This window comes from Kosakonia sp. N21 (genome assembly GCF_050587465.1).
Taxonomy (GTDB): Bacteria; Pseudomonadota; Gammaproteobacteria; order Enterobacterales; family Enterobacteriaceae.
On the sequence record NZ_JBOBHR010000002.1, the window covers coordinates 1 to 24,268 of the forward strand.

The 24,268-nt window shown below is 54.3% G+C and carries 21 protein-coding genes; 9 read left to right on the forward strand and 12 right to left on the reverse strand.

Features of this window, described 5'->3' with window-relative positions; all coding sequences use genetic code 11:
• Positions 1 to 18: 18 nt before the first annotated feature.
• Entirely contained in the window at positions 19 to 1,611 is a 1,593-nt protein-coding gene (locus ACQ3G7_RS03755; protein WP_263097403.1) for an ABC-F family ATPase, read from the reverse strand.
• A gap of 207 nt (positions 1,612 to 1,818) precedes the next feature.
• Here ACQ3G7_RS03755 and ldtB point away from each other — a divergent pair, with 207 nt between their 5' ends.
• Positions 1,819 to 2,739 carry a L,D-transpeptidase gene (ldtB, locus tag ACQ3G7_RS03760; RefSeq protein WP_263097404.1) on the forward strand — a complete coding sequence of 307 codons (921 nt, stop codon included), beginning with the start codon at positions 1,819 to 1,821 and terminating at the stop codon, positions 2,737 to 2,739.
• Positions 2,740 to 2,846: 107 nt separating this feature from the next.
• Here ldtB and ACQ3G7_RS03765 read toward each other — a convergent pair whose 3' ends face one another.
• The 9 genes from ACQ3G7_RS03765 to mntR all read right to left on the reverse strand — a co-directional run bounded on the left by ACQ3G7_RS03765 (position 2,847) and on the right by mntR (position 13,514).
• The gene (locus ACQ3G7_RS03765) at positions 2,847 to 3,563 is read right to left on the reverse strand and encodes a GntR family transcriptional regulator (RefSeq protein ID WP_430888904.1); all 717 of its coding nucleotides are present in this window, start codon (positions 3,561 to 3,563) and stop codon (positions 2,847 to 2,849) included.
• Between the two features lie 17 nt (positions 3,564 to 3,580).
• Entirely contained in the window at positions 3,581 to 4,900 is a 1,320-nt protein-coding gene (locus tag ACQ3G7_RS03770; protein ID WP_430888905.1) for a PTS sugar transporter subunit IIC, read from the reverse strand.
• 27 nt (positions 4,901 to 4,927) lie between these two features.
• Entirely contained in the window at positions 4,928 to 6,304 is a 1,377-nt protein-coding gene (locus ACQ3G7_RS03775) for a glycoside hydrolase family 1 protein (RefSeq protein WP_430888906.1), read from the reverse strand.
• 196 nt (positions 6,305 to 6,500) lie between these two features.
• Positions 6,501 to 7,541: an aldo/keto reductase gene (locus ACQ3G7_RS03780; RefSeq protein ID WP_430888907.1), complete on the reverse strand. Its 1,041-nt coding sequence runs from the start codon at positions 7,539 to 7,541 to the stop codon at positions 6,501 to 6,503.
• 100 nt (positions 7,542 to 7,641) lie between these two features.
• Complete coding sequence (locus ACQ3G7_RS03785) at positions 7,642 to 9,162, reverse strand: efflux transporter outer membrane subunit (RefSeq protein WP_430888908.1); 1,521 nt, start codon at positions 9,160 to 9,162, stop codon at positions 7,642 to 7,644.
• Between the two features lie 2 nt (positions 9,163 to 9,164).
• Positions 9,165 to 10,736: a DHA2 family efflux MFS transporter permease subunit gene (locus tag ACQ3G7_RS03790; protein WP_430888909.1), complete on the reverse strand. Its 1,572-nt coding sequence runs from the start codon at positions 10,734 to 10,736 to the stop codon at positions 9,165 to 9,167.
• Positions 10,733 to 11,836: an HlyD family secretion protein gene (locus tag ACQ3G7_RS03795; RefSeq protein WP_430888910.1), complete on the reverse strand. Its 1,104-nt coding sequence runs from the start codon at positions 11,834 to 11,836 to the stop codon at positions 10,733 to 10,735. The genes ACQ3G7_RS03790 and ACQ3G7_RS03795 overlap by 4 nt, the downstream gene beginning before the upstream one ends.
• Before the next feature lie 101 nt (positions 11,837 to 11,937).
• Positions 11,938 to 13,047, reverse strand: coding sequence for an anion transporter (locus ACQ3G7_RS03800; RefSeq protein WP_430888911.1), 1,110 nt, complete (start codon positions 13,045 to 13,047; stop codon positions 11,938 to 11,940).
• Positions 13,044 to 13,514: a manganese-binding transcriptional regulator MntR gene (gene mntR / locus ACQ3G7_RS03805; RefSeq protein WP_088237136.1), complete on the reverse strand. Its 471-nt coding sequence runs from the start codon at positions 13,512 to 13,514 to the stop codon at positions 13,044 to 13,046. Before mntR ends, ACQ3G7_RS03800 begins: the two co-directional genes overlap by 4 nt.
• Before the next feature lie 187 nt (positions 13,515 to 13,701).
• On the opposite strand from mntR, the gene mntS reads away from it, so the two are divergent.
• Both mntS and ACQ3G7_RS03815 read left to right on the forward strand, forming a co-directional pair.
• Positions 13,702 to 13,833 (forward strand): manganase accumulation protein MntS, encoded by a 132-nt coding sequence (mntS, locus tag ACQ3G7_RS03810; RefSeq protein WP_263097413.1) that lies wholly within the window; start codon positions 13,702 to 13,704, stop codon positions 13,831 to 13,833.
• A gap of 280 nt (positions 13,834 to 14,113) precedes the next feature.
• Positions 14,114 to 15,703: a phosphoethanolamine transferase gene (locus ACQ3G7_RS03815; protein WP_430888912.1), complete on the forward strand. Its 1,590-nt coding sequence runs from the start codon at positions 14,114 to 14,116 to the stop codon at positions 15,701 to 15,703.
• Between the two features lie 67 nt (positions 15,704 to 15,770).
• On the opposite strand, the gene ompX is transcribed toward ACQ3G7_RS03815, so the two are convergent.
• Positions 15,771 to 16,283 carry an outer membrane protein OmpX gene (gene ompX, locus ACQ3G7_RS03820; RefSeq protein WP_263097415.1) on the reverse strand — a complete coding sequence of 171 codons (513 nt, stop codon included), beginning with the start codon at positions 16,281 to 16,283 and terminating at the stop codon, positions 15,771 to 15,773.
• A 361-nt stretch (positions 16,284 to 16,644) separates the two neighbouring features.
• On the opposite strand from ompX, the gene rhtA reads away from it, so the two are divergent.
• The 6 genes from rhtA (at position 16,645) to ybiO (ending at position 23,280) form a co-directional block, all read left to right on the forward strand.
• Positions 16,645 to 17,532 (forward strand): threonine/homoserine exporter RhtA, encoded by an 888-nt coding sequence (gene rhtA / locus ACQ3G7_RS03825; RefSeq protein WP_430888913.1) that lies wholly within the window; start codon positions 16,645 to 16,647, stop codon positions 17,530 to 17,532.
• 299 nt (positions 17,533 to 17,831) lie between these two features.
• Positions 17,832 to 18,335 (forward strand): DNA starvation/stationary phase protection protein Dps, encoded by a 504-nt coding sequence (gene dps, locus ACQ3G7_RS03830; protein ID WP_061494566.1) that lies wholly within the window; start codon positions 17,832 to 17,834, stop codon positions 18,333 to 18,335.
• Between the two features lie 362 nt (positions 18,336 to 18,697).
• Positions 18,698 to 19,444 carry a glutamine ABC transporter substrate-binding protein GlnH gene (gene glnH, locus ACQ3G7_RS03835; protein WP_430888914.1) on the forward strand — a complete coding sequence of 249 codons (747 nt, stop codon included), beginning with the start codon at positions 18,698 to 18,700 and terminating at the stop codon, positions 19,442 to 19,444.
• An 86-nt stretch (positions 19,445 to 19,530) separates the two neighbouring features.
• Positions 19,531 to 20,190 carry a glutamine ABC transporter permease GlnP gene (glnP, locus tag ACQ3G7_RS03840; protein ID WP_061494564.1) on the forward strand — a complete coding sequence of 220 codons (660 nt, stop codon included), beginning with the start codon at positions 19,531 to 19,533 and terminating at the stop codon, positions 20,188 to 20,190.
• A complete protein-coding gene (glnQ, locus tag ACQ3G7_RS03845; RefSeq protein WP_263097418.1) occupies positions 20,187 to 20,909 on the forward strand; it encodes a glutamine ABC transporter ATP-binding protein GlnQ in 723 nt (240 codons plus the stop codon). Before glnP ends, glnQ begins: the two co-directional genes overlap by 4 nt.
• A 127-nt stretch (positions 20,910 to 21,036) precedes the next feature.
• Positions 21,037 to 23,280, forward strand: coding sequence for a mechanosensitive channel protein (gene ybiO / locus ACQ3G7_RS03850; RefSeq protein WP_430888915.1), 2,244 nt, complete (start codon positions 21,037 to 21,039; stop codon positions 23,278 to 23,280).
• On the opposite strand, the gene rlmF is transcribed toward ybiO, so the two are convergent.
• The gene (gene rlmF, locus ACQ3G7_RS03855; RefSeq protein ID WP_430888916.1) at positions 23,270 to 24,205 is read right to left on the reverse strand and encodes a 23S rRNA (adenine(1618)-N(6))-methyltransferase RlmF; all 936 of its coding nucleotides are present in this window, start codon (positions 24,203 to 24,205) and stop codon (positions 23,270 to 23,272) included. The two genes, ybiO and rlmF, sit on opposite strands and share 11 nt — an antisense overlap.
• Positions 24,206 to 24,268 lie beyond the last annotated feature (63 nt).

Consider the following 24,268-nt stretch of genomic DNA (forward strand, 5'->3'; position numbering starts at 1 on the left):
CGGGGTGAGGGTAAAAAATTACTCAATCCCCTGACTACGCAGGTAATCTTCATAATTCCCGGAGAAATCCACCACGCGCTGCGGCGTAATCTCAATCACACGCGTTGCCAGTGAACTCACGAACTCGCGATCGTGAGAAACAAAGATCAACGTACCCTGATACATCTCCAGCGCCATGTTCAGCGACTCGATGGATTCCATATCCAGGTGGTTGGTCGGTTCATCCATCACCAGGATATTCGGTTTTTGCATCATCAGCTTACCGAACAGCATGCGACCTTTCTCGCCCCCGGAAAGCACCTTCGCCGGTTTTTTGATATCGTCCTGGCTGAACAGCAATCGACCGAGGATGCTGCGCACCGCTTGCTCGTCATCACCTTCCTGTTTCCACTGGCTCATCCAGTCAAACACGCTCAGATCGTTATCGAAATCTTCCGCGTGATCCTGCGCGTAGTAGCCAATCTGCGCATTTTCGGACCATTTCACCGTGCCGTTGTCGGCTGGCAGTTCGCCCACCAGCGTTTTCAGCAGGGTGGTTTTACCCACGCCGTTCGCCCCCAGAATGGCAATCTTCTCGCCCACTTCCAGCAGCAGATTGAAGTTTTTAAACAGCGGACCTTCATCAAAGCCTTTGGTCAGCGCTTCTACTTCCAGCGCATTACGGAACAGTTTCTTGTCCTGCTCGAAGCGGATGAACGGGTTTTGGCGGCTGGACGCTTTCACTTCTTCCAGTTTGATCTTATCAATCTGGCGAGCGCGAGAGGTGGCCTGACGCGATTTAGAGGCGTTAGCGCTAAAGCGGCTGACGAAAGATTGCAGGTCAGCAATCTGCGCCTTTTTCTTGGCGTTATCCGCCAGCAGACGTTCACGCGCCTGGGTCGCCGCGGTCATGTACTCGTCGTAGTTGCCCGGATAGACGCGCAGCTCACCGTAGTCGAGATCCGCCATATGCGTGCACACCATGTTGAGGAAGTGACGGTCGTGCGAAATGATGATCATGGTGCTGTCACGCTCGTTCAGCACTTGCTCCAGCCAGCGGATGGTGTCGATGTCCAGGTTGTTGGTCGGTTCATCGAGCAGCAGAATGTCCGGGTTGGCGAACAGCGCCTGCGCCAGCAGGACACGCAGTTTCCAGCCGGGCGCGACTTCGCTCATCGGGCCGTAATGCTGTTCAACCGGGATGCCAACGCCCAGCAGCAGTTCGCCCGCGCGCGCTTCGGCGGAGTAACCGTCCATTTCGCCATACTGCACTTCGAGATCGGCGACTTTGTAACCGTCCTCTTCGCTCATTTCCGCGAGGCCGTAAATACGGTCGCGTTCCTGCTTCACCGCCCACAGTTCAGCATGGCCCATGATGACTGTGTCGAGCACGCTGAACGCTTCAAAGGCAAACTGATCCTGACGCAGCTTACCAATGCGCTCGTTAGGATCGATAGAGACGTTACCCAGCGTCGGTTCTAAGTCGCCGCCGAGGATTTTCATAAAGGTGGATTTACCGCTCCCGTTGGCGCCGATCAGGCCGTAACGGTTGCCGCCGCCAAATTTGACGGAAATATTTTCAAACAGCGGCTTGCTGCCGAACTGCATGGTGACGTTGCTGGTGACTAACACGGAAGTATCCTGAAATATGTGACAAACACCCTATTATGTCACAAATTCGAGTGAGATTCCTGTTCACTGTCAGCCTGCTAAACTGCAACCAAAGGGAAAAAAGTGTGATTTCGTACACATCTGAATTCCCTGGACGGTGGAATGCACATATAATGCGCTTCCTGCATTCTCAACCCAATGGCCTGTGTGGCAAAAATCTCGCACAACATGAACATGAAATTAACAACCCTTTTCGCGGCGGCCTTTGCCGTCGTGGGATTTTGCAAAAGCGCGTCTGCTGTTACTTATCCGCTGCCGACTGATGGCAGCCGTCTGATTGGCCAGAACCAGATCGTGACTATCCCGGAGGGCAATACACAGCCTCTGGAATATTTTGCGGCGGAATACCAGATGGGTCTGTCCAACATGCTGGAAGCCAACCCGGGCATTGATGCTTACCTGCCGAAAGGTGGCACCGTCATGAACGTTCCGCAGCAGTTGATTCTGCCGGACACGGTTCACGAAGGGATTGTCATCAACAGCGCGGAAATGCGTCTCTACTACTATCCGCAAGGCACTCACACGGTGATCGTGCTGCCAATCGGTATCGGTCAGTTGGGCAAAGATACCCCGATTGCCTGGACCACCAAAGTTGAGCGTAAGAAGAACGGCCCAACCTGGACGCCGACCGCAAAAATGCACGCGGAATACGCAGCAATGGGTCAACCGCTGCCGCCTGTTGTCCCGGCTGGCCCGGATAACCCGATGGGTCTGTACGCGCTCTATATTGGCCGCCTGTACGCGATCCACGGTACCAACGCCAACTTTGGTATCGGTCTGCGCGTAAGCCACGGCTGTGTGCGTCTGCGTAACGACGACATTAAATTCCTGTTCGAAAACGTGCCGGTCGGTACGCGCGTACAGTTTATTGATGAGCCGGTAAAAGCCACTACCGAACCGGATGGCAGCCGCTACATCGAAGTACACAACCCGCTGTCCACCACCGACGCCCAATTCACTGGCGGCGAGATCGTGCCGATTGCGCTGACCAAAGCGGTACAAACTGTTACCGGTCAGTCTGATGTTGATCAGAACGTGGTTGACCAGGCGGTGCAGAACCGTTCCGGTATGCCGGTTCGTTTGAACTAATCCCGGTTTGCTGGCCTGCCAGGCGGGTGACGCGACGCGTATCCGGCCTGGAGAATAAGGCTCAGCTGACACCGGCAGAAAAAGCGGAGATGATTCTCCGCTTTTTTTTATCCGTTATTGACCACAATGACCCCGCCGTGATCGTAACGATAATGGCAGTGGGCGTACTCCAGCGGCGTGCCATCTTCCAGATAGATCACCTGCTCCACCTCCAGAACCGGATCGGTGTCATCGCAGTTAAGGTACTGCTTATCTTCCGCGCCGGGCTTCAAGGCCCGCACAATGCGATATGAGCCCATGATCTTCAGCGCCAGCGCTTCCTGCACGTAACGAAACACCGAGCTTTCCAGGTGCCCGCGATTGAGTCCCGGTACCAGATTGACCGGCATCAGGGTAAATTCCAGCGACACGGGCTCACCTTCCAATAAACGCAAGCGATTAAAGTCATAGACCGGGTCGTCCGGCCCTACCAGCAAAGAGGCCTGCTCTTTTTCCGTCGGGAAACGTAATTCAAAGCGGATAATTTTACTGGTGACTTCACCGACGTTTTCCCAGGTTTTGGTCGCCCCAAAGTAATCACTGCCCGGCAGGTCCCAGCGTGACAGTTGCAGGAAATTCTTGCGGATAAAGGTGCCCTGCCCCTGGCGGCTGTAGACCAGCCCCTCCACAATGAGCTGCCGCATCGCCTGCTGAATGGTCATCCGGCTGGTGGCAAACTCGGCCGCCAGTGCAAACTGATCCGGCAACGGCGCACTGGCGGAGTACTGCTGGCTGAGAATGCGGCGCTTCATTTCCCGCGCAATAGTGATGTATTTTGCCGCCATATCCCTTCCTGCTGTTTTTAGTCTATCCCGTTGTTTCTTAAGGCCACTCGCTCAGAGATTTTGAGGAAAGGCAGGTAGAAGAATACACCAAAGATGATGATCAGCAACTGCACCACCACCGCCCGCCAGTCCCCTGCCGTTGCCAGCCAGGCACTCAGCACCGGCGGCGTTGTCCAGGGGATCATCACCACGCAGCGCGACATCCAGCCGAGCGTGGTGCAGAGCCAGGCAAACCAGATGCCTATCGCCGGAAGTAGCACAAAGGGGATCATCAACGGCAGGTTGAACACAATCGGTAAACCGAAGATCACCGGTTCATTAATATTGAACAGACCTGGAGAAATAGCGAGCCGCGCCACCTGCTTCGACGATTTCTGTCGGGCGAAAATAAAGATCGCCAGCAGCAGCGAAATCGTACTGCCGGTACCGCCAATCATGCCGAATGTCGGCACGAAAATACTGTTGATGATGTGCGGGATAGGTTGCCCGTTGGCAAAGGCCAGCATGTTCTCATTGGTGTTGATCAATAAAAACGGTTCGAGGATCACCCCATTGACCACCGTCTGGTGGATCCCCAGCGTAAACAGGAAGTTGCCAAAACTGTAGATGAACAGCGTCCCCGGCAGGCTGGTGTTGATTTGCCGTAACGGTTGCTGAATCAGTGTGGTGATCAGGTGGATCAAATCCGTGTTCAGCAGGTTGGCCAGCAGCGCCGCCACAATGGCAAATACCGATAACGTAATGATGGTCGGAATTAGCGCCGAGAAGGATTTCCCCACCGCCGACGGCACATTATCCCCCAGAGAAATAGTGAATTTCTTCACACTGGCCACGCGGATAAACAACTCCGTTGACAGCAGACCGATAATCACCCCAGCGAAAATTCCGGTGGAACCAATATTGGTGAAAGAGAGCATCTGGCTGACAGTTACGCTGGCTTTACCGCCCACGGGTAACACGTCGAGGTGCATTGGCATCATCATGATAAAGCTGCACAGAGCAATGACCACGGCGGAGACCGGGTTATCAAAGTTCTTATTGCGCGCCAGTGACCAGGCCGTCATCGGTGCAATCAATAACGCCGCGATATTCAGCGTGCCATTGATCACCGCTTCGCCCCACACCTTAAAGCGCGCCAGCGTTTCCCCCTCGAATACCCAGGGAAAGATCACGTTATTGATCAGCACCGCCAGCCCGGCGAGGATAAAAATGGGCATCACAGCAGCAAAAGCGTCGCGCAGGGAACGCAAGTGCACCTGATTTGCCAGGCGGGCGGAGAAATCGACAAACTTATCGACAAACGACTGCATGTTGGGCGTGATTTTCGTATCAGACATCGCGATGCCTCCCTCAATCCGTCACGTTTACATATCGCGGCCGTTGCTGCGGATCACCTGTTGCAGCCAGCGGTAGCTCTTTTTCGGTACGCGTTGCATATCTTTCAGATCGTGATTTTCCCGGTTCACATACACCACGCCGTAGCGCTTACGCATATCGCCCTGCGAACTGAGAATGTCGATCAGCCCCCAACCGAGATAACCAATGACCTGAGCGCCGTCTTCAAAGATGGCGTCCTGCATCGCTTGCAGATGATCGCGGTGGTAGGCAATACGGTAGTCGTCATTAATCGGGTTTACGCCATCCCACTCTTCAATCACGCCGATACCGTTTTCAATGGGAAACACCGGCAGCCGCCAGTCGTTGTAATAGCGGGTGATAATGGCGCGGAAGCCCAGCGGATCGATTTGCCAGCCCCACTCCGTGGCCGCAAGATGCGGGTTGGCTTTATCACCCTGCTGCAGGTAGTCGTTCACTGACGTACCCGGCGCAATGGCGTCGCTGTCCAGTGTTTTGCTGGCGTAATAGCTAAAGGCCATAAAATCGTTTTTCACCCGCGCGATGTGCGCCAGGTCTTCGTCGCGATAGATATCGCGAAAACCTTCGCGATCCACCACCGCCAGCACGGCCGGGCTGTAACCCTGGCCGGCGTAAACCCGTAACAAATTTTGGTTTATAAACTCGTCATATTGCGTGGCGCAGAACACATCGCAGGGTTTGCAGGTCGCCGGATAGACTAACTGGTGCGCCAGCATACCGCCCATCAGCTTGCCGGGCTGCGTGTCGTGCAGATAATGGGTCAGCAGCACATGCGACATCATCACATGGTGTTGGATCTGGTACAGCTCGCGCAGGGTTTTCTCCCCCTTGAGGTAGCCGCCAACCTGAAACGCGCCCGGCATGTGGTAAATATTCTGCTCGTTAAACGTCAGCCAGTACTTCACCCGGCTGCCGAAGCAGTCAATCATCTTTTTGCCATAACGAACAAAAGCATCCTGCACACGTCGGTCGACAAAACCGTTGTACTGCTGCGCCAGCGCCAGCGGCATATCGAAGTGATAGAGGCAAACCATCGGCTCAATGCCGCGCGCCAACAGATCGTCGATAAAGCGGTCATAAAAAGCGATGCCCTCTTCATTAAACGCGCCATCGCCCTGCGGGCAGACACGGCTCCAGGAGATCTGAAAACGGTAGCAATTCATCCCGAGATCCTGCATCAGATCGAAATCTTCGCGATAACGGTGGTAAGAATCGGTGGCGACTTTCCAGTCGGAGGCAAATTCACTGGCTTCGCGAATATCGTAGACCGACATCCCTTTTCCGCCCTCATTCCATGCCCCTTCAGTCTGCATGCTGGAGACAGAGTTTCCCCATAAAAAACCGGTCGGTAATGTTTTGCTCATCGCGCTTTCTCCATGACTAGTCATTTAATACATATGACTAGTCATATAGGCGATGGCGAAAAAGCAGGCAAAAAAAGAGTGCAGTTTTGTGACGGTTTTCGAAAGAATTTGCGTTATGGCGGCGTTGTCGTATCTGGTGGCAGGATAAGCAGGCCCGGTGAGCGAAGTGCTACCGGGCAACTGTAGAAGGGATAACTTACTGTTGTTTCAATTGATTACGGCGGTATTCACCCTGACGCTCCAGCATCCAGCCGGGGTATTCGCGTGGCAGTGCGCTCACGGCATCCAGCTGTTGCAATTCGTCGTCGCTCAGGCGAACAGCGGTAGCGGCAATGTTGTCATCCAGTTGCGCGTCACGTTTCGCGCCAATGATCACGCTGCTCACCACCGGCTGGTGCAGCAACCAGGCGAGTGCGATTTGCGCCACCGATACCCCTTTGCTGTCGGCGATGGCGCGCATCACATCCACACAATCAAAAGCCCGGTCTTTATTCACCGGCGGGAAGTCAAACGTCAGGCGACGACTCCCCGCTTCGCCCTGGCCGTCACGACTGTATTTGCCGCTCAGCAAACCACCCGCCAGCGGGCTCCAGACCATCAGCCCCACGCCTTCGCTTTGCATCATCGGCACCAGTTCGCGCTCCAGATCGCGCCCGGCAATAGTGTAATAGGCCTGTAGCGAGGCAAAACGCGCCAGCCCCAGCCGCTCTGAAATACCCAGCGCTTTGGCGATTTGCCATGCCGCCCAGTTCGACACACCGATGTAGCGCACATAACCGTGCTGCACCAGATTGTCCAGCGCGGCGAGCGTTTCCTCCATCGGCGTGGCAGGGTCGAAACCGTGCAACTGATAGAGATCGATATGATCCAGTTGCATACGGCGCAGGCTCTCTTTCACGCTATGAATAATGTGATAACGGGAGCTGCCGCGCGAGTTCACCCCGGCTGTGCCCGTTTCACCGAACACTTTGGTAGCGACAATGACATTTTCACGTGGCACTTTCAGGTTCTTCAGCGCCTGGCCGGTGATCTCTTCCGAGCGCCCATTGGAGTACACGTTAGCGGTATCAATAAAGTTAATCCCGGCATCCAGCGCGCGGCCCAACAGCCTGTCGACTTCCGCTTGCTGCAACTGGCCGATTTGGCCCCACATGCCCTCTTCACCGCCAAAGGTCATGGTGCCGAGGCATAATTCAGAAACAAACAGTCCGGTATTGCCCAGTTTTTTGTAGCGCATGTTGGCGTCTCCTCATCTGTTAGTTGACGCAGACAGTTATACGCAATCCCCGGTGGCGGCGAATGTGAGGATCCTGCCTGTTTCTTGCCCAATTCTCTGATTATCCGCGAGGTGCGTCGCCAAACACTGGATAATCAGGGAGTTGCACGTTTTGATAAGGTTCCCAGCCGCCGCCTAATGCTTTGTAGAGCGCCACCAGATCAAGGCTGCTTTGCACCCGCGCCTGTTCGCGCTGTTGGCTGGCCTGCGCCAGTTGGCGCTGAGCGTCCAGCACATCAATAAAGCTGGCGAGCCCCTGCCGATAGCTGTCGCTGGCCAGTGAGAACGCGTTTTGCAACGCGCTGATGGTTTTATCCAGCCCGGCCTCACGCTGCTGATCGGTGCGATAGCTAACCAGCGCGTTTTCCACATCGCCCAACGCTGTCAGCACCGTTTGACGATAATTCAGCACCGCCGCGCCCTGCTGCGCCCGGGCCAGTTTGACGCTGGAGACCAGACGACCGCCCTGGAAAATAGGGATCGATACCTGCGGGCCAAAACTATAGAAGTGACTGCTCCAGTCGGTCAGCCAGTTGGTTTCGCTATTACGCAGGCCAAACTGGCCGCTCAGACTCAGGCTGGGGAACAACTGCGCAACCGACACTCCAATCTGCGCCGTTGCAGCATGCAGGCTGGCTTCCGCTTCCCGCACATCCGGGCGACGTCGCGCCAGCGTGGACGGAATACCGGTCGGCACGCTGTCCGGCAACACCGGTAAGGGCTGCGGATTACGCAATTCGCTATCCAGCGCACCGGGCGGTTTACCAAGCAGGATCGCCAGCGCATTCATCGCCTGACGTTCCTGCGCCTGGTATTGCGGAAGCTGCGCTTCAAGGTTGCCGACCTGGGCGCGGGCGTTTTCCACGTCCAGTTGCGGTGACAAGCCGCCTTTCTGCCGGTTATCGGTCAGCTCGAACGTTTGCTGCGCGCTGTCGATCTGGGTTTGCAGCGTGGCAATAATGCGTTGCGCGCCGCGCAGTTGCAGCCATGTGCGCGCCACTTCCGCCTCCAGCGAAACCAGCGCATCATTACGTTGTTCAATTGCTTGTTGCTGCAGCGCCTGCGCGCTTTCCACCTGGCGGCGCACTTTGCCCCACAGATCCAGTTCCCACTGCGCATCAAAACTGCCCTGATACAGATTCACCGGCTGCGTTAATGCACCCAACGCGCTGGCAATGGCCGGGTCCGCATCCTGCAATTGCCCTTCCACATCATGGGATTTCAGCTCCCCTTCAATGCCTAACTGCTGACGGGTGGCTTTCAGCGTACCGTTGACCGAGGGCAGAAACGCGCCGCCCGCCTGATTTGTTTGCTCCCGTGCGCCCGCAATACGCAGTACCGTCTGCTGTAGCGACAAATTCCCGGCGATAGCCCGTTCAATCAGGCTATTCAGTTGCGGCGAGCGGAACGTGGTCCACCAACGGGGATTGATCGCCTGCGTAGAGGATTGCGAGCCGACCGACGCATCCCCCGGATCGTTCCAGCGCGTCGGGGTTTGCGGCCTCGCGACCTGGTAATCCGGCCCTACAGCACAACCTGCAAGCCAGACAGAGAGAAAGATAACGCAAAGACGTCCCGGCATAGTTAATGTGCTCCTGCGCTGCCTTCGCTTTTGATCGGCGACAGCAATAAACAAAAGGGGATCAGTAACAGCGCCACCACACTCAGCAGCGTGAAGACATCGATATAGGCCAGAAACCGCGCCTGGGCGATCATGGCTTTGTACATCTGCCCGCTGGCCGTGGAGAGGGGATCCCCCGCCAGGGCAGTGAAATTGTGAATAGCCTGCGCCGACGCACGCAATGCCTGCTGGAAGGGTTCGCTAAACGACGAAGTATGTTCCGCTAAATGCGCACTGTGCGCCTGCGCACGTTCGGTGATCGCCGCCGTCGACAGCGAAATACCTACCGAACCCGCGACATTGCGGAACATGGTGAACAGCGCGGCGGCATCGGCATTGAGCTGGCGCGGGATAGTAATAAATGCAATGGTGGTGAGCGGCACGAACAAAAATCCCAGACCAATAGACTGCGCGCTGCGAAACAGCATCAGCGTTTCGAAGTCGATATCCGGCGTTAAGGTGCGCGACCACCAGAACGACGCCGCCAGGCAAAAGAAACCAAAAGCAATGATCCAGCGCGTTTGCACCACTGGCATCAGCTTCAGCACCAGCGGAATGGTCAACACAATCAACACCGCGCCAGGCGAAAGCACCAGCCCGGACCAGGTGGCGGTATAGCCGAGATCCTGCTGAGCCAGCTGCGGGATCACTACCGAACTGCCATAGAGGATCATCGCCATACCCGCCATCAGCAGGCTGGAGATCGCGAAGTTTTTATCCGCCATCGTGCGCAAATCCACCACCGGTTTTTTGGCATACAGCAACCAGTAAATGGCCCCGACAATACCGATTGCCGTCAGCACGGCAAAGATGCGGGTAAAGTCGGAATTGAACCAGTCTTCATCTTCACCGCGATCGAGCATCACTTGCAAACAGCCCAGTCCAAGGGCAATAAGCCCAATACCCGGCCAGTCGATGGTCAGTTTCTGCTTCGATTTTCGTTCCCACGGCGGATCTTCCAGTAACTGATAAATCGCCAGCACGGTCACAATGCCGACCGGAATATTGATAAAAAACACCCAGCGCCAGGAGTAATTGTCAGTGATCCAGCCGCCCAACGTTGGCCCCATCACCGGAGCGACAATAATGGCGATAGACGAGAGGCCGAAAGCTTTACCGCGATCCTCCGGTTTAAAATAATCCAGCAAGACCGACTGCTGCGTCGGTTGCAGCCCACCGCCGAAAAAGCCCTGCAGAATGCGAAACAGGATGATCTGCCACAGTTCCGTGGCAATCCCGCACAGAAATGAGCAGAGGGTAAACATCACAATACAGATCAGAAAGAACTGTTTGCGACCAAATACGCGGCTCAGAAAAGCCGAAATCGGCAATACGATACCGTTCGCCACCAGATAACTGGTGAGCACCCAGGTTGATTCGTCATAGCTGGCAGAGAGCGACCCGGCAACATGCGGCAGCGCCACGTTGACGATGGTGGTGTCGAGGATCTCCATAAACACCGCAAGGGTGACCACCCACGCCACCGCCCACGGATTGCTGGCTGGTCGCCAGTTATCGTGGCTGTGATCGGTCATTCCAGCGTCACCTTCGGTTCGACGGAGAGGCCCAGCGGCAGCGGTTTATTCGCATCCAGCCCTTTATCAATGACGATTTTCACCGGTACGCGCTGCACGATTTTGACAAAATTACCGGTGGCATTTTCCGACGGGAATGCAGCGAATTTCGACCCACTGCCCTGCTGGATGCTGTCGATATGCCCTTCCAGTTCCATATCCGGCCAGGCGTCCACTTTGACGCTCACTTTGTTGCCCGGACGCATACGCGCCAGTTGCGACTCTTTAAAATTCGCCACCACCCACACGTCTGGTGAAACCAGCGAAAACAGTGCGGTGCCTGCCTGCACCAGCGTACCGTTTTGCACATTGCGTTTGGTGATAAAGCCGTCGAACGGCGCGCGCACTTCCGTCCACGACAGATTAAGCGTGGCGGTTTCTAACTGCGCTTTGGCCTGTTCAACCTGCTGCTGGCGGGCTTCAACATTGGTTTCCTGCTGGCGGATCTGTAACTGCACCTGATCCGCCACTTCCAGTTGTGCCTGAGCGCTGGCGAGTTGCGCCTGAGCGCTGCGTAACTGGGCGTTGGCGCTATCGATGTTCTGTTGCGTGGTTGCCCGGGGATCGACGCCACGCTGGCGACGGTATGCGGCTTCGGCGTTCGCCAGGTCAGCTTTGGCTTTCAGCACTTGGGCGCGGGCTTCATCACGCTGCGCCGGGTACTGCACTTTTGACAGCGCCAGTTGCGCCTGTGATTGATGTAGCTGCGCCGTTGCCAGCCCCAGTTGCGCCTGCGCCTGATCGCGCTGGGCTTTTGCATCACGAGGATCGATGACCACCAGCAAGTCGCCCTTTTTCACCCGCTGATTATCTTTCACCCGCAGTTCGGTGACATAACCAGCGACTTTCGGTGCAACGGTTACCGCATCGCCATCGGTAAAGGCGTCGTCGGTCGTCTCTTCATTGCGGGTTAACAACCACCATACCAGCGCAACGATCACCATGACGCCAACCACGATGGCGAGAATGATCAAGGGCTTCTTTCCGGGGCGTTTACGTGCGTTGTTATCGTCTTTGTCATTGTCCTGAACAGCGTCAGGATGCGTTGTGTTTTCTGCCATAGTATCGCAACAGTCCTGTCAGGTAACGGCGCCAGGGGTGCGCCGTTACCTAAAGTTAGGCGGTTGCTATACATTTGCCAGGATAAACTGACAAATCAGCACTATCTGAATAAGAATAATCCGTAGCCGACCAGCGCGGCCCACAGCAGCATAGGAAGGGAATAGAGATGGAAGCGCCACCAGATACGGCGGTCATTTGCCATCCGCAAAGCAATCAGATTGGCCAGCGATCCGGGCAGTAAACCGAAACCACCGACGTTAACCGCCCAGGCCAGTAAGGTGTCTGGCGGCACATAGTTGAGCAGCAAAATGGTGGCCGGTACGTTACTGATAAATTGCGACAGACCAATCGCCGTCAGCCACAAGCCCGGGGGCGAAAGCTGACTGGCACTGGTGAGCACACTGTGTAGCGCGGGGAGCTGGATCAACAAATGCACATCAATAAACATGGCGATAAACACCAGCAGCAGGGTCCAGTCCACGCTCAGCACAACCCTGCGCGCCAGCAGCAAGAACCCTGCCGCTACCAGCACCAGCCCCCACAGCTCCTGCTTCAACTCCAGTGCGGTAATAAAGATGAGATAAAAACCGAGGCAGCTCCATACCAGTTTTGGCTGCCAGTCCGCCGTTTTGCTGCCGCTATGGTAGTTCAGCGCTTTTGCGGAAAAACAGAACCAGCACAGCGCCAGCAGGGTCACCATCATCGCCAGCGCCAAGGGTGTCATCTGCCAGATAAACGCCGGGAAAGAGAGTCCGGAACGGCCCCAGATGAGAATATTTTGCGGATTGCCAATCGGGGTTAACAACGATCCGGCGTTAACCGCCAGTGCTTCAAAAATGATCAGCCTGTTGACCGGGATCTCACACAGCTTTTTTAGCGTGATGGTCAGCGGTACGACGATAAACAGCGCGACGTCGTTGGTCAGAAAGGTAGAGAGCAGCGCGGCCGCCAGCACCATAAACATGGCCAGTCGCCGTTCCGTATGAAAACGGCGCACCATTCGCCGCCCAATCACATCAAAATAACCGCTCAGCTCCACCCCTTTGGTCAGCAACATTAAGCCGCTAAGGGTGATAATCGTGTGCCAGTCGATGGCACCTGGCCAGGTTTTTGGCGCAAAGGGAACGGCAAAACAGAGCACAATGCCGATGAGCAGTAAAAGGTGTAAAAAGCGGTCGTGCGCCAGGGCGCGGAAAAACGGCATGCTCATTCAGGAGATTGCTCATGTTGCAGCGTAAAGCGGCGGAAACAGTCGAGTGTTTCCTGGCTGACGTGATGTTCCATGCCTTCGGCATCGCGGCGGGCGATTTCCGGGCTGACCCCAAGCACCAGTAAAAAGCTCTCAACGATTTGGTGACGTTCGCGACTCTCCTGCGCCAGCTTTTCCCCTTCAGGTGTGAGGAACACGCCACGCCAGGGGATCTGCTCAATCAGACCCACCGTCGCCAGCCTTTTCAGCATCTTGGCAACGGTGGGCTGCGAGACGCCAAGACGCGCCGCCATATCGACCTGGCGGGCTTCGCCCACTTCGCGGATCAAATCAGAAATCAGTTCGACATAGTCGTCAATCAACTCACGACGATGCGCTTCGCGCACCTGGCGAAAGCCTTCAACATGCTCTTCAACATTTACCAGCGTCACTTTTTTTATTGTTTGCTTACCTGCGCGACGGTTCATTGTGCTTCCTCTGACAGTGTGACGCCTGTGCAGCATCATATAAGAGAAGCGCCATTGTAAACCATCCGTGAACCAGCACAAAAAATTAACGTGATAGCCATAGCTATACAACATAGCCTGTGCTATATCTGTATGTAATGTACTCACCTTTCACGGATGGAAAGGGGGCAAACGTAAGGAGGAGAAGATGAATGAGTTCAAGAGGTGTATGCGCGTGTTTAGTCACTCTCCCTTTAAAGTGCGTTTAATGCTGCTGAATATGCTGTGCGATATGATTAACGGCAAACCGCAGCAAAACCACGATAACCCTTCACACTAATGCGGCGTCGCGGTACGCCGCTTCATTTTTCTGTCACAATTCCCCGTCATACTGGCTAATTCATCTAAAAATCCGCCTGTTTTTGTTGGATTTGCAATCATTCTCTCAAAACAACCGCTTAGCGGGTGTTGACCTTCTTAGTGCCTCGCTTTATCTTTGCGCTGCCCTGCACAAATTGCGGCTCGCAGATGCGGACCCCCTCCCCTCTTCACACGCACTGTCCGGCAGGTTTTGACCCTTACGCCAGGGTGAGCACATGGCGTTTTCGCGATAGTCATCAATGAGCCTAATTCTTAAAGAATCCGTTGCGTTCCGCAGCCATACGATTAACCCGTGGACGGGTTTCTATTTTCTCCAGTCAATGGTGATCAATTCTGCTCTTGGTTACGAATTTAGCGTACTGTACGCCATCGTCTTTACCTGCGCCTTGCTGGTGCTGTGGCGTCATGCACCCCGCGCGCAAAAAATATTTATCGTTATAACCTCGCTGGTTGCCGCCTGCTATTTCCCGTTTGGCCGCGCGTATGGCGCGCCAAACTTTAATACCCTGCTGGCGCTGCACTCGACCAATATGGAAGAGTCGACGGAAATTCTGACTATCTTTCCGTGGTATCACTACGCGATTGGCGTGTTTATTTTCGCGCTCGGTATCGTATCGTTGCGCCGCCGGGTGACCACACCGTCAACACCGTGGCTGAAATGGGACACGATGGGCGTGATTTTTTGCGTCGGCTCCTACTTTATCGGCCCGGTGCAAAACCACTTTCGTGGCTTCGAGTTTCGCTTATACGATACCGGCGTTCCGGTATTGCGCTTTGTGCGCGATGTGGCGGTGAACAACTACGAAGTGGTGAAAGAGCAGGAGAACATGACGCAACTCTCGCGCATGAAAGACACCTGGAATGTGCTGGCGGTAAAACCGAAATACCATACCTATGTTGTGGTGATTGGCGAAAGCGTGCGCCGTGACGCCATGGGTTCTTTTGGCGGCCACTGGAACAACACCCCTTTCTCCAGTCAGGTGAACGGCAACCTGTTCACGGATTACATCTCCGCCAGCGGTTCAACGCAAAAATCCCTCGGTCTGACGTTAAACCGTGTGGTAAATGGTGAGCCCCAGTATCAGGATAACTTTGTCACACTGGCGAACCGCGCCGGTTTCCAGACCTGGTGGTTCTCGAATCAGGGTCAGATTGGCGAATATGACACCGCCATTGCCAGCATCGCGAAACGCGCCGATGAGGTGCAATTCCTGAAAAACGGTGATTTTGAAGCGAACAAAAACGCCCGCGATGAAGATCTGCTGAAGATGACCGCGCAGGTCTTTTCAACTGCCCGCAAACAACCGCAACTGATTGTGCTGCATTTGATGGGTTCGCATCCGCAAGCCTGCGACCGCACGGGCGGAAAATACAACGAGTTTGTGCAATCGAAAGAGACCTCCTGCTATCTCTACTCCATTACCCAGACCGATGATCTGCTCGGTAAACTGTACTCACAACTGGTGAATACCGGCGACAGCTTCTCTATGGTCTACTTCTCCGATCATGGACTGGCATTCAAAGAGCGCGGCAAAGAGGTGCAGTATCTGGCGCATGACGACCATTTTCAGCAAAACTTCCAGGTGCCATTTATGGTGCTGTCCAGCGATGATAAAACGCATCGGGTGATTAAAGCGCGTCGTTCGGCGAACGACTTTTTGAGTTTCTTCTCGCAGTGGACGGGGATCACCACCGAGCAGATTAAAAATTCTTACCGTTTTATTTCCGAGCAAAAAGCCAGCCCAGCCTACATTACCAACTTTAAGTTACAGAAAGTTGACTACAACCATCTGGGCACGGATATCTTCGAAACGCGCAGTCGCCGTTAAGCTTTTACGTTTACTGCAGACAAAAAAAATCCGCCCGATGGGCGGATTTTTTATATCGCCGAAGCGATTAGAAGCGGTAACCAACACCGGCAATCCAGGTGCCAACGTCAACGCTACGGATACGGCTCTGCTCGTAGGAGAAGTCCAGAGCAACGTTTTCCATCGGGTTGAACTGCAGACCAGCGCCGTAAGAGAAGCCGTAATCGCTGGTGTCAGAGGTTTTAGCCACTGCTTCAGTCTGCTGGAATTTACCGTAGCCAACACCGACAACACCGTAGATGCTTGCCCAGTCGTTGATGCGGTAAGCCGGACCCGCAGTGATGCCGTAGTACTGAGCTTTGTTGTAAACGCTGTCTTCGGTGCGGTCTTTTTCAGTGTACGTAAAGGAACCGATCACACCCAGCGGGCTGTTGTCTTGCTCGTAACGGTATTTCAGGTTGAAACCGTTAGTTTTGTTCGCGATGCCCTGCGCGTCGCTCTGAGCATAACCACCGGTTACGGTAGATGTAGCTGCAACTGCAGAACCTGCGGATACCGCCAGAAGTGCGGCCAGTGCTGAAAGACATGCAATTTTTTTCATAACCACCTCAAATGTGCTTCAAGTAAATCCTACGTCCTACGTTTTTAATATATCAAAAAATGTTAAGAAACTCTTTGCGCGAAACGATGTCTAAAGCGTCATTTCATGTAACAGAACGTTTCCGCTCTTGACCAACTCTTTCAAAAAACAGCCGTTTCTCCGCACAACGCACCATTATGATGACTTACAAACGGCACGTTCATCCGGATAATTCCTAAAATGACAGGTTAATTAACCACCAGACACGATCTATTCTACGGATATTCCGCCCGCTTTTTTCAACAAACGCTCAACCGGCCGGGGGTAATTCAAGTAGACTGACGGTTTTACTTTCAGTTGACATAAATTGACGGGAGAAAGGATGCCAGGGCTGTCTCGTAACATGCCGGTATGGCTACCGGTTATTGTGCTTCTTATTGCGATGATCTCCATTCAGGGCGGCGCATCGCTGGCGAAATCGCTGTTTCCTCTGGTGGGCGCGCCGGGTGTAACGGCGCTGCGACTGGCGCTGGGCACGTTCATCCTGGCGATCATTTTCAAACCCTGGCGACTGCGTTTCACGCCGGAACAGCGCCTGCCGCTGCTGTTTTATGGGCTGTCGTTGGGCGGCATGAACTATATGTTCTATCTCTCGATTCAGACCGTACCGTTAGGCGTTGCCGTTGCACTGGAGTTCACCGGCCCGCTGGCGGTGGCGTTATTCTCTTCCCGTCGCGCGGTGGACTTTATCTGGGTGGTGCTGGCGGTGCTCGGCTTGTGGTACTTATTGCCGCTGGGCGACAACGTCTCCCACGTAGATTTAACCGGCGCCGCATTGGCGCTGGGCGCGGGTGCTTGTTGGGCGGTGTACATTCTTTCCGGTCAGCGCGCAGGCGAAGAACATGGTCCGGCGACCGTGGCGCTGGGTTCATTGATTGCCGCGCTGATTTTTGTCCCCCTTGGCGCATTCCAGTCCGGTGAGTTGCTGTGGCACTGGTCAGTATTACCATTGGGTATCGCCGTGGCTATTTTATCGACAGCATTGCCCTACTCGCTTGAGATGATTGCCCTGACCCGTTTGCCGACCCGCACCTTCGGTACGCTCATGAGCATGGAACCGGCGCTGGCGGCAATATCAGGCATGATTTTCCTCGGCGAGACGCTCACCTTCCAGCAGGTACTGGCGCTGATGGCGATTGTCATTGCCTCGATGGGATCAACGCTCACGCTGCGACGGGAAGGTAAAATCAAAGAAGTGGATATCGGCTAAATAATTATTATTCAGCGTGGGATAATCCTCACGCTGAATAACGACATGGTTAAACAGACATTATTTCTTACCTTTATGTACATTTCTCATTAATTAGAGTTAATGAGAAACCACCGCCTACCAATTAATTTAATTACTCATAATATTCATAGAATTAACATTAAATTCTCACAAATCCATCCGTTATATAGCTTTTGCTATTGAACCGATAGGCATAGCCAAATCAGAAAACCTTAATCTGGTGCTATACTTAGTTTCGGTAATTACCTGGGACACAAACATCAAGAGGATATGAGATTATGAGTACCGCTAAACTGGTAAAAACGAAAGCGTCTAATCTGCTTTATACCCGTAACGATGTATCGGATAGCGATAAAAAAGCGACGGTTGAGTTGCTGAATCGCCAGGTGATCCAGTTCATTGACCTGTCGCTGATCACGAAACAGGCCCACTGGAATATGCGCGGTGCTAACTTTATTGCCGTTCATGAAATGCTGGATGGCTTCCGTACTGCGCTGGTCGATCACCTTGACACCATGGCGGAACGCGCCGTGCAGCTGGGCGGTGTAGCGCTCGGCACCACACAGGTGATCAACAGCAAAACGGCGCTGAAAAGCTACCCGCTGGATATTCACAGCGTGCAGGATCACCTGAAAGAGCTGGCTGACCGTTACGCCATTGTGGCGAATGATGTGCGTAAAGCCATCAGCGAAGCAAAAGACGAAGACACCGCAGATATCTTCACCGCGGCGTCACGCGATCTGGACAAATTCCTGTGGTTCATCGAATCCAACATTGAATAATCCATAAGCATTATCAATGACCCCCTCGCTTTCATACGAGGGGGTTTGCACTTTCATGGTGCACACTTTTCCCCTCCCCCTCGGCATAAGTTATTGTTACGTAATAATCACATCACAAAATTGTTAACAACAGATTGTTTTACGTGCGGATTGCGCGCTAAATAGAAGCTAAACAGGCCGCTTCGCTTAATTGCACCAAATTAGTGACTCAAAATGGTGCATAACAGCGATGTTGCTACACTTATTGTGCAACCGCGTAAAGCTTCGCCTTTACAAAACAATAGGTTGTAAACCTGGCATGATTTTTTCATACTGCGTTCATTCTCGCAGGGGTTCGCTCCCCGGATACAAAAGGAAAAACTATGAAGTCTGTATTGAAATTTTCCCTTGCTGCACTCGCTCTCGCCTTTGCCGTTTCTTCTCAGGCTGCTGACAAAAAACTGGTTGTTGCAACCGACACCGCTTTCGTTCCCTTCGAGTTCAAACAGGGCGATAAATACGTTGGTTTCGACGTGGACCTGTGGGCTGCTATCGCTAAAGAGCTGAAACTGGATTATGAACTGAAGCCAATGGACTTCAGCGGCATTATCCCTGCGCTGCAAACCAAAAATATCGACCTGGCGCTGGCAGGCATCACTATTACCGAAGAGCGTAAAAAAGCGATCGAATTCTCCGACGGCTACTATAAAAGCGGTCTGCTGGTGATGGTCAAAGCCAACAACAACGACGTAAAAAGCGTGAAAGATCTTGATGGCAAAGTACTGGCTGTGAAGGGCGGTACCGGTTCTGTTGATTACGCGAAAGCCAACATCAAAACCAAAGATCTGCGTCAGTTCCCGAACATCGATAACGCCTATATGGAGCTGGGTACCGGTCGCGCTGATGCAGTACTGCACGATACGCCGAATATCCTGTACTTCATCAAAACAGCGGGCAACGGTCAGTTCAAAGCGGTAGGCGAGTCTCTGGAAGCGCAGCAGTACGGTATCGCTTTCCCGAAAGGCAGTGATGCGCTGCGTGAAAAAGTGAACGGCGCACTGAAAACTCTGCGTGACAACGGTACGTACAACGAAATCTACAAAAAATGGTTCGGTACAGAACCTAAATAATTATTATAAAATTTAAAGCGTTACACCTCAGGGGCGGCTTTCGCCCCTGATACATTTGTTATAACCACGGTATACAGGAACACATCATGCAGTTTGACTGGAGCGCCATCTGGCCCGCCATTCCGCTTCTGATTGAAGGGGCGAAAATGACGTTGTGGATCTCGGTCCTCGGCTTAATTGGCGGGTTGATTATCGGCCTTGCGGCGGGTTTCGCACGCACCTTTGGCGGCTGGATCGCCAACCACATCGCACTGGTATTTATTGAAGTTATCCGCGGCACGCCCATTGTCGTGCAGGTCATGTTTATCTATTTTGCCCTGCCGATGGCGTTCAACGATTTGCGTATCGACCCGTTTAGCGCCGCGGTCGTGACCATCATGATCAACTCGGGCGCCTACATAGCGGAAATTACCCGCGGCGCCGTACTCTCGATCCATAAAGGCTTCCGTGAAGCGGGCCTGGCGCTGGGTTTATCGCGCGGTGAAACCATTCGCCACGTGATTCTGCCGCTGGCGCTGCGCCGTATGCTGCCACCGCTGGGTAACCAGTGGATCATCAGCATCAAAGATACGTCGCTGTTTATTGTTATCGGCGTCGCTGAACTGACCCGCCAGGGGCAAGAGATCATCGCCGGCAACTTCCGCGCACTGGAGATCTGGAGCGCCGTTGCGGTGGTTTATCTGATTATTACTCTGGTTCTGAGCTTTATTCTGCGTCGTCTTGAAAGAAGGATGAAAATCCTGTGATTGAATTTAAAAACGTTTCCAAGCACTTTGGTCAGACCCAGGTGCTGCACAACATTGATCTGAGCATTACCCAGGGTGAAGTGGTGGTGATTATCGGGCCTTCCGGCTCCGGTAAATCGACGCTGCTGCGCTGCATCAATAAGCTCGAAGAGATCACCAGCGGCGAACTGATTGTCGATGGCTTGAAAGTTAACGATCCGAAAGTGGATGAGCGCCTGATCCGCCAGGAAGCCGGCATGGTGTTCCAGCAGTTTTATCTGTTCCCGCACCTGACGGCGCTGGAAAACGTCATGTTCGGCCCGCTGCGCGTACGCGGCACGAAAAAACAGGACGCCGAAAAACTCGCTAAAGAGCTGCTGGCGAAAGTGGGTCTCGCAGAGCGCGCCCACCACTATCCGTCAGAGCTGTCCGGCGGCCAACAGCAGCGTGTGGCGATTGCCCGCGCGCTGGCGGTAAAACCGAAAATGATGCTGTTTGATGAGCCAACCTCTGCGCTCGACCCGGAACTGCGCCACGAAGTCCTGAAAGTAATGCAGGATCTGGCGGAAGAAGGCATGACCATGGTGATCGTCACTCACGAAATCGGCTTTGCCGAGAAAGTGGCTTCCCGTCTGATTTTCATTGATAAAGGCCGCATTGCCGAAGATGGCAACCCGCAGCAACTTATTGAAAATCCGCCGAGCCCGCGCCTGCAGGAGTTCCTGCAGCACGTCTCCTGATAGCACCGGCCCCTCTTCATGAGGGGCTTTTTTTTACCCCTCTCTCCTGGATTTATCCCAATTCCTCTGCGCGGCATTACGGCATCTATACTTATCATTTTGCGGGATTTTCTCACCGGAGGAGCCTATGCCGTGGATGTTATTACTGATTGGCCTGCTGTGCGCGCCGCTTCATGCGGCGACAATTCCCGGTATGACAACGGCGACAACCAGCACGCCATCAACCGCCCAGACGACTGAACCGAATATCGAGCAGAAAAAAGCGGCCTATGCTGCGCTGGCAGATGTGCTGGAAAATGACGACTCACGCAAAGAACTTATCGATCAGTTACGTAAAGTCGCCACAACGCCGCCGCAGGAGCCTGTGCCGGTCATCACCCCGCCCGAGGTGAAAGAGCAGAAAACCGTGCTGGAGAATGTCACCGACATTAGCCACTATTATGGTGATGCGCTGGCGTCGCGCTTTGCACAGCTCTACCGCAATATCACAGGCTCTCCGCATAAATCCTTCAACCCGCAGACCTTTACCCATGCAGCGACCTATTTCCTGCTGCTGGCGGCACTGGTGTTCGCGTTCTGGTTACTGGTACGCACCTGTGTCTCGCCGCTGTATCGCAAAATGGGCGCATGGGGACGCAAGAAGAACCGCGAGCGCAGCAACTGGCTGCAACTACCCGCGATGATCATCGGCGCGTTTATTATTGATTTGCTGTTGCTGGCGCTGACGCTGTTTATCGGGCAGTTACTCAGCGCCAGTCTCAATGCCGGCAACCGCACCATTGCTTTTCAGCAGAGCCTGTTCCTGAACGCCTTTGCCTTGATTGAGTTTTTTAAAGCTATATTACGGCTGGTGTTCTGCCCGCGCATTCCGGAGCTGCGCCCGTTTCGCATTGCCGATGAGACAGCCCGCTACTGGCATCTGCGCCTGAGCGCGCTAAGCAGCCTGATTGGTTACGGTTTACTGGTGGCCGTGCCGATTATTTCAAACCAGGTGAATGTGCAATTTGGCGCGCTGGCGAACGTGGTGATTATGCTGTGTATCACCGTCTGGGCGCTGTATCTGATTTTCCACAATAAAAAGACCATCCAGCACAATCTCACCGTGCTGGCCGATCACTCGCTGGCCTTTTTCAGCCTGTTTATTCGTGCGTTTGCGCTGATCTGGCACTGGCTGGCCAGCGCCTACTTTATTGTGCTGTTTTTCTTCTCGTTGTTCGATCCCGGCAATAGCCTGAAATTTATGATGGGCGCGACCGTTAACAGTCTCGCGATCCTCAGTATTGCCGCGTTTATCTCGGGCGTATTATCGCGCTGGCTGAATAAAACCATCACCCTCTCGCCGCAGGTGCACCGCAACTATCCGGAACTGCAAAAGCGGCTTAATGGTTGGTTATCCGCCACGTTGAAAACCGCGCGCTTTCTGGTGGTCTGCGCCACGATCATGCTGCTGCTCAATGCATGGGGATTGTTTGATGTCTGGCAATGGCTGACCTACGGCGCGGGGGAGAAAACGGTCGATATTCTGATCCGCATTGCGCTGATCCTCTTCTTCTCCGCAGTAGGCTGGACGCTGCTGGCAAGCCTGATAGAAAACCGTCTGGCTTCAGACATTCATGGTCGCCCGCTACCCAGCGCGCGTACCCGCACCCTGCTGACCCTGTTTCGCAACGCGCTGGCAGTGGTGATCAGCACCATTACGGTGATGATTGTGCTGTCGGAAATTGGCGTTAACATCGCGCCGCTACTGGCGGGTGCCGGGGCGCTGGGGCTGGCTATCTCATTTGGTTCGCAAACGCTGGTGAAAGATATTATTACCGGGATTTTTATCCAGTTCGAAAATGGCATGAACACCGGCGATCTGGTCACCATTGGCCCGCTCACTGGCACCGTGGAACGAATGTCGATTCGCTCCGTTGGCGTACGCCAGGATACCGGCGCGTACCATATTATTCCGTGGTCATCGATCACCACCTTCGCGAACTTCGTGCGCGGAATTGGTTCCGTGGTGGCGAATTATGATGTTGACCGCCATGAAGACGCAGACAAAGCGAACCAGGCGCTGAAAGAGGCTGTTGCCGAGTTGATGGAGAAAGAGGATATTCGCGGGCTGATTATCGGCGAGCCATCCTTTGCCGGGCTGGTCGGGCTGAGCAATACGGCCTTTACCCTGCGCGTGACCTTTACCACGCTGCCGCTGAAACAGTGGACGGTGCGTTTTGCCCTCGACACGATGGTGAAAAAACATTTCGATCTGGCGGATGTGCGCCCGCCGGTGCAGACCTATCAGGTACTGCCTGCGCCAGGCAGTACCCCACACCCGCAGCCAGCCGCACCCGCTGGCCCGCAACCGCCCGTCGAACCTACGCTTTAAAACGCGTCTGCGCCCAGCGTTGACGCTGGCTGTCATCGAGGAAGGTCCAGGCAATAAAGCGACTCTGCTTTTGCCCCTGGGCCATCTCTTTTTTCATCACTTTCACCGCACCAACCTGAGTCAGGGCGCGGTACAACTCAGGCAGGTTATCGCCACGCGACACCAGCGAGGTAAACCACAACACCTGGCGCGCGAACTGCGGGCTTTCAGCAATCATTGTACGGATAAAAGCCACTTCCCCGCCTTCGCACCAGAGTTCCTGCTGCTGACCACCGAAGTTGAGCGCGCCCTCAGCAGACTGCCCGAGGTTACGCCGTTTACGTTCGCTACCCGCCTGCGCGCTTTGCGCAGAGTCGTGGAACGGCGGGTTGCAGATAATGGCATCGTACTGCTCATTTTTATGAATGATACCGCTAAGGATCGCCGTCGGATCTTTCTGGCGGCGCAAACGCACCGCACGGCTGAGCCCCGGATTGGCGCTGATAATCGCCTGTGCGCTGGCAAGGGCGGCGTCATTGGTTTCGCTACCGGTAAAACGCCAGCCGTATTCATGCGCGCCAATCAGTGGATAGATGCAGTTTGCGCCCGTGCCGATATCCAGCACGCTGGCCTGGGTCGGAATCTGCCCCTGATGGCTTTCGGCAAGTACATCCGCCAGATGATGCAGGTAGTCGGCGCGCCCGGGAACGGGCGGGCAAAGAAAACCGTCCGGAATATCCCACTCACGCACACCATAAAATTGTGCCAGCAGCGCCTTATTTAAGGCTTTCACCGCCTGTGGCCGGGCAAAATCAATTGTCGCCTCGCCGTTGGGGTTGGCGATGATAAAGTCGCGCAATGACGGGGTTACGGCGCACAGCGCATCGAGATCGTAGCGACTGTGGTGGCGGTTACGCGGGTGCAGACCCGGCTTCTGGGCATTCATGGCATTCTCCTGTTAACAGCGGCGTAAGATACCCGTTGACGTTGGCCGGGTAAATAAGTGAGG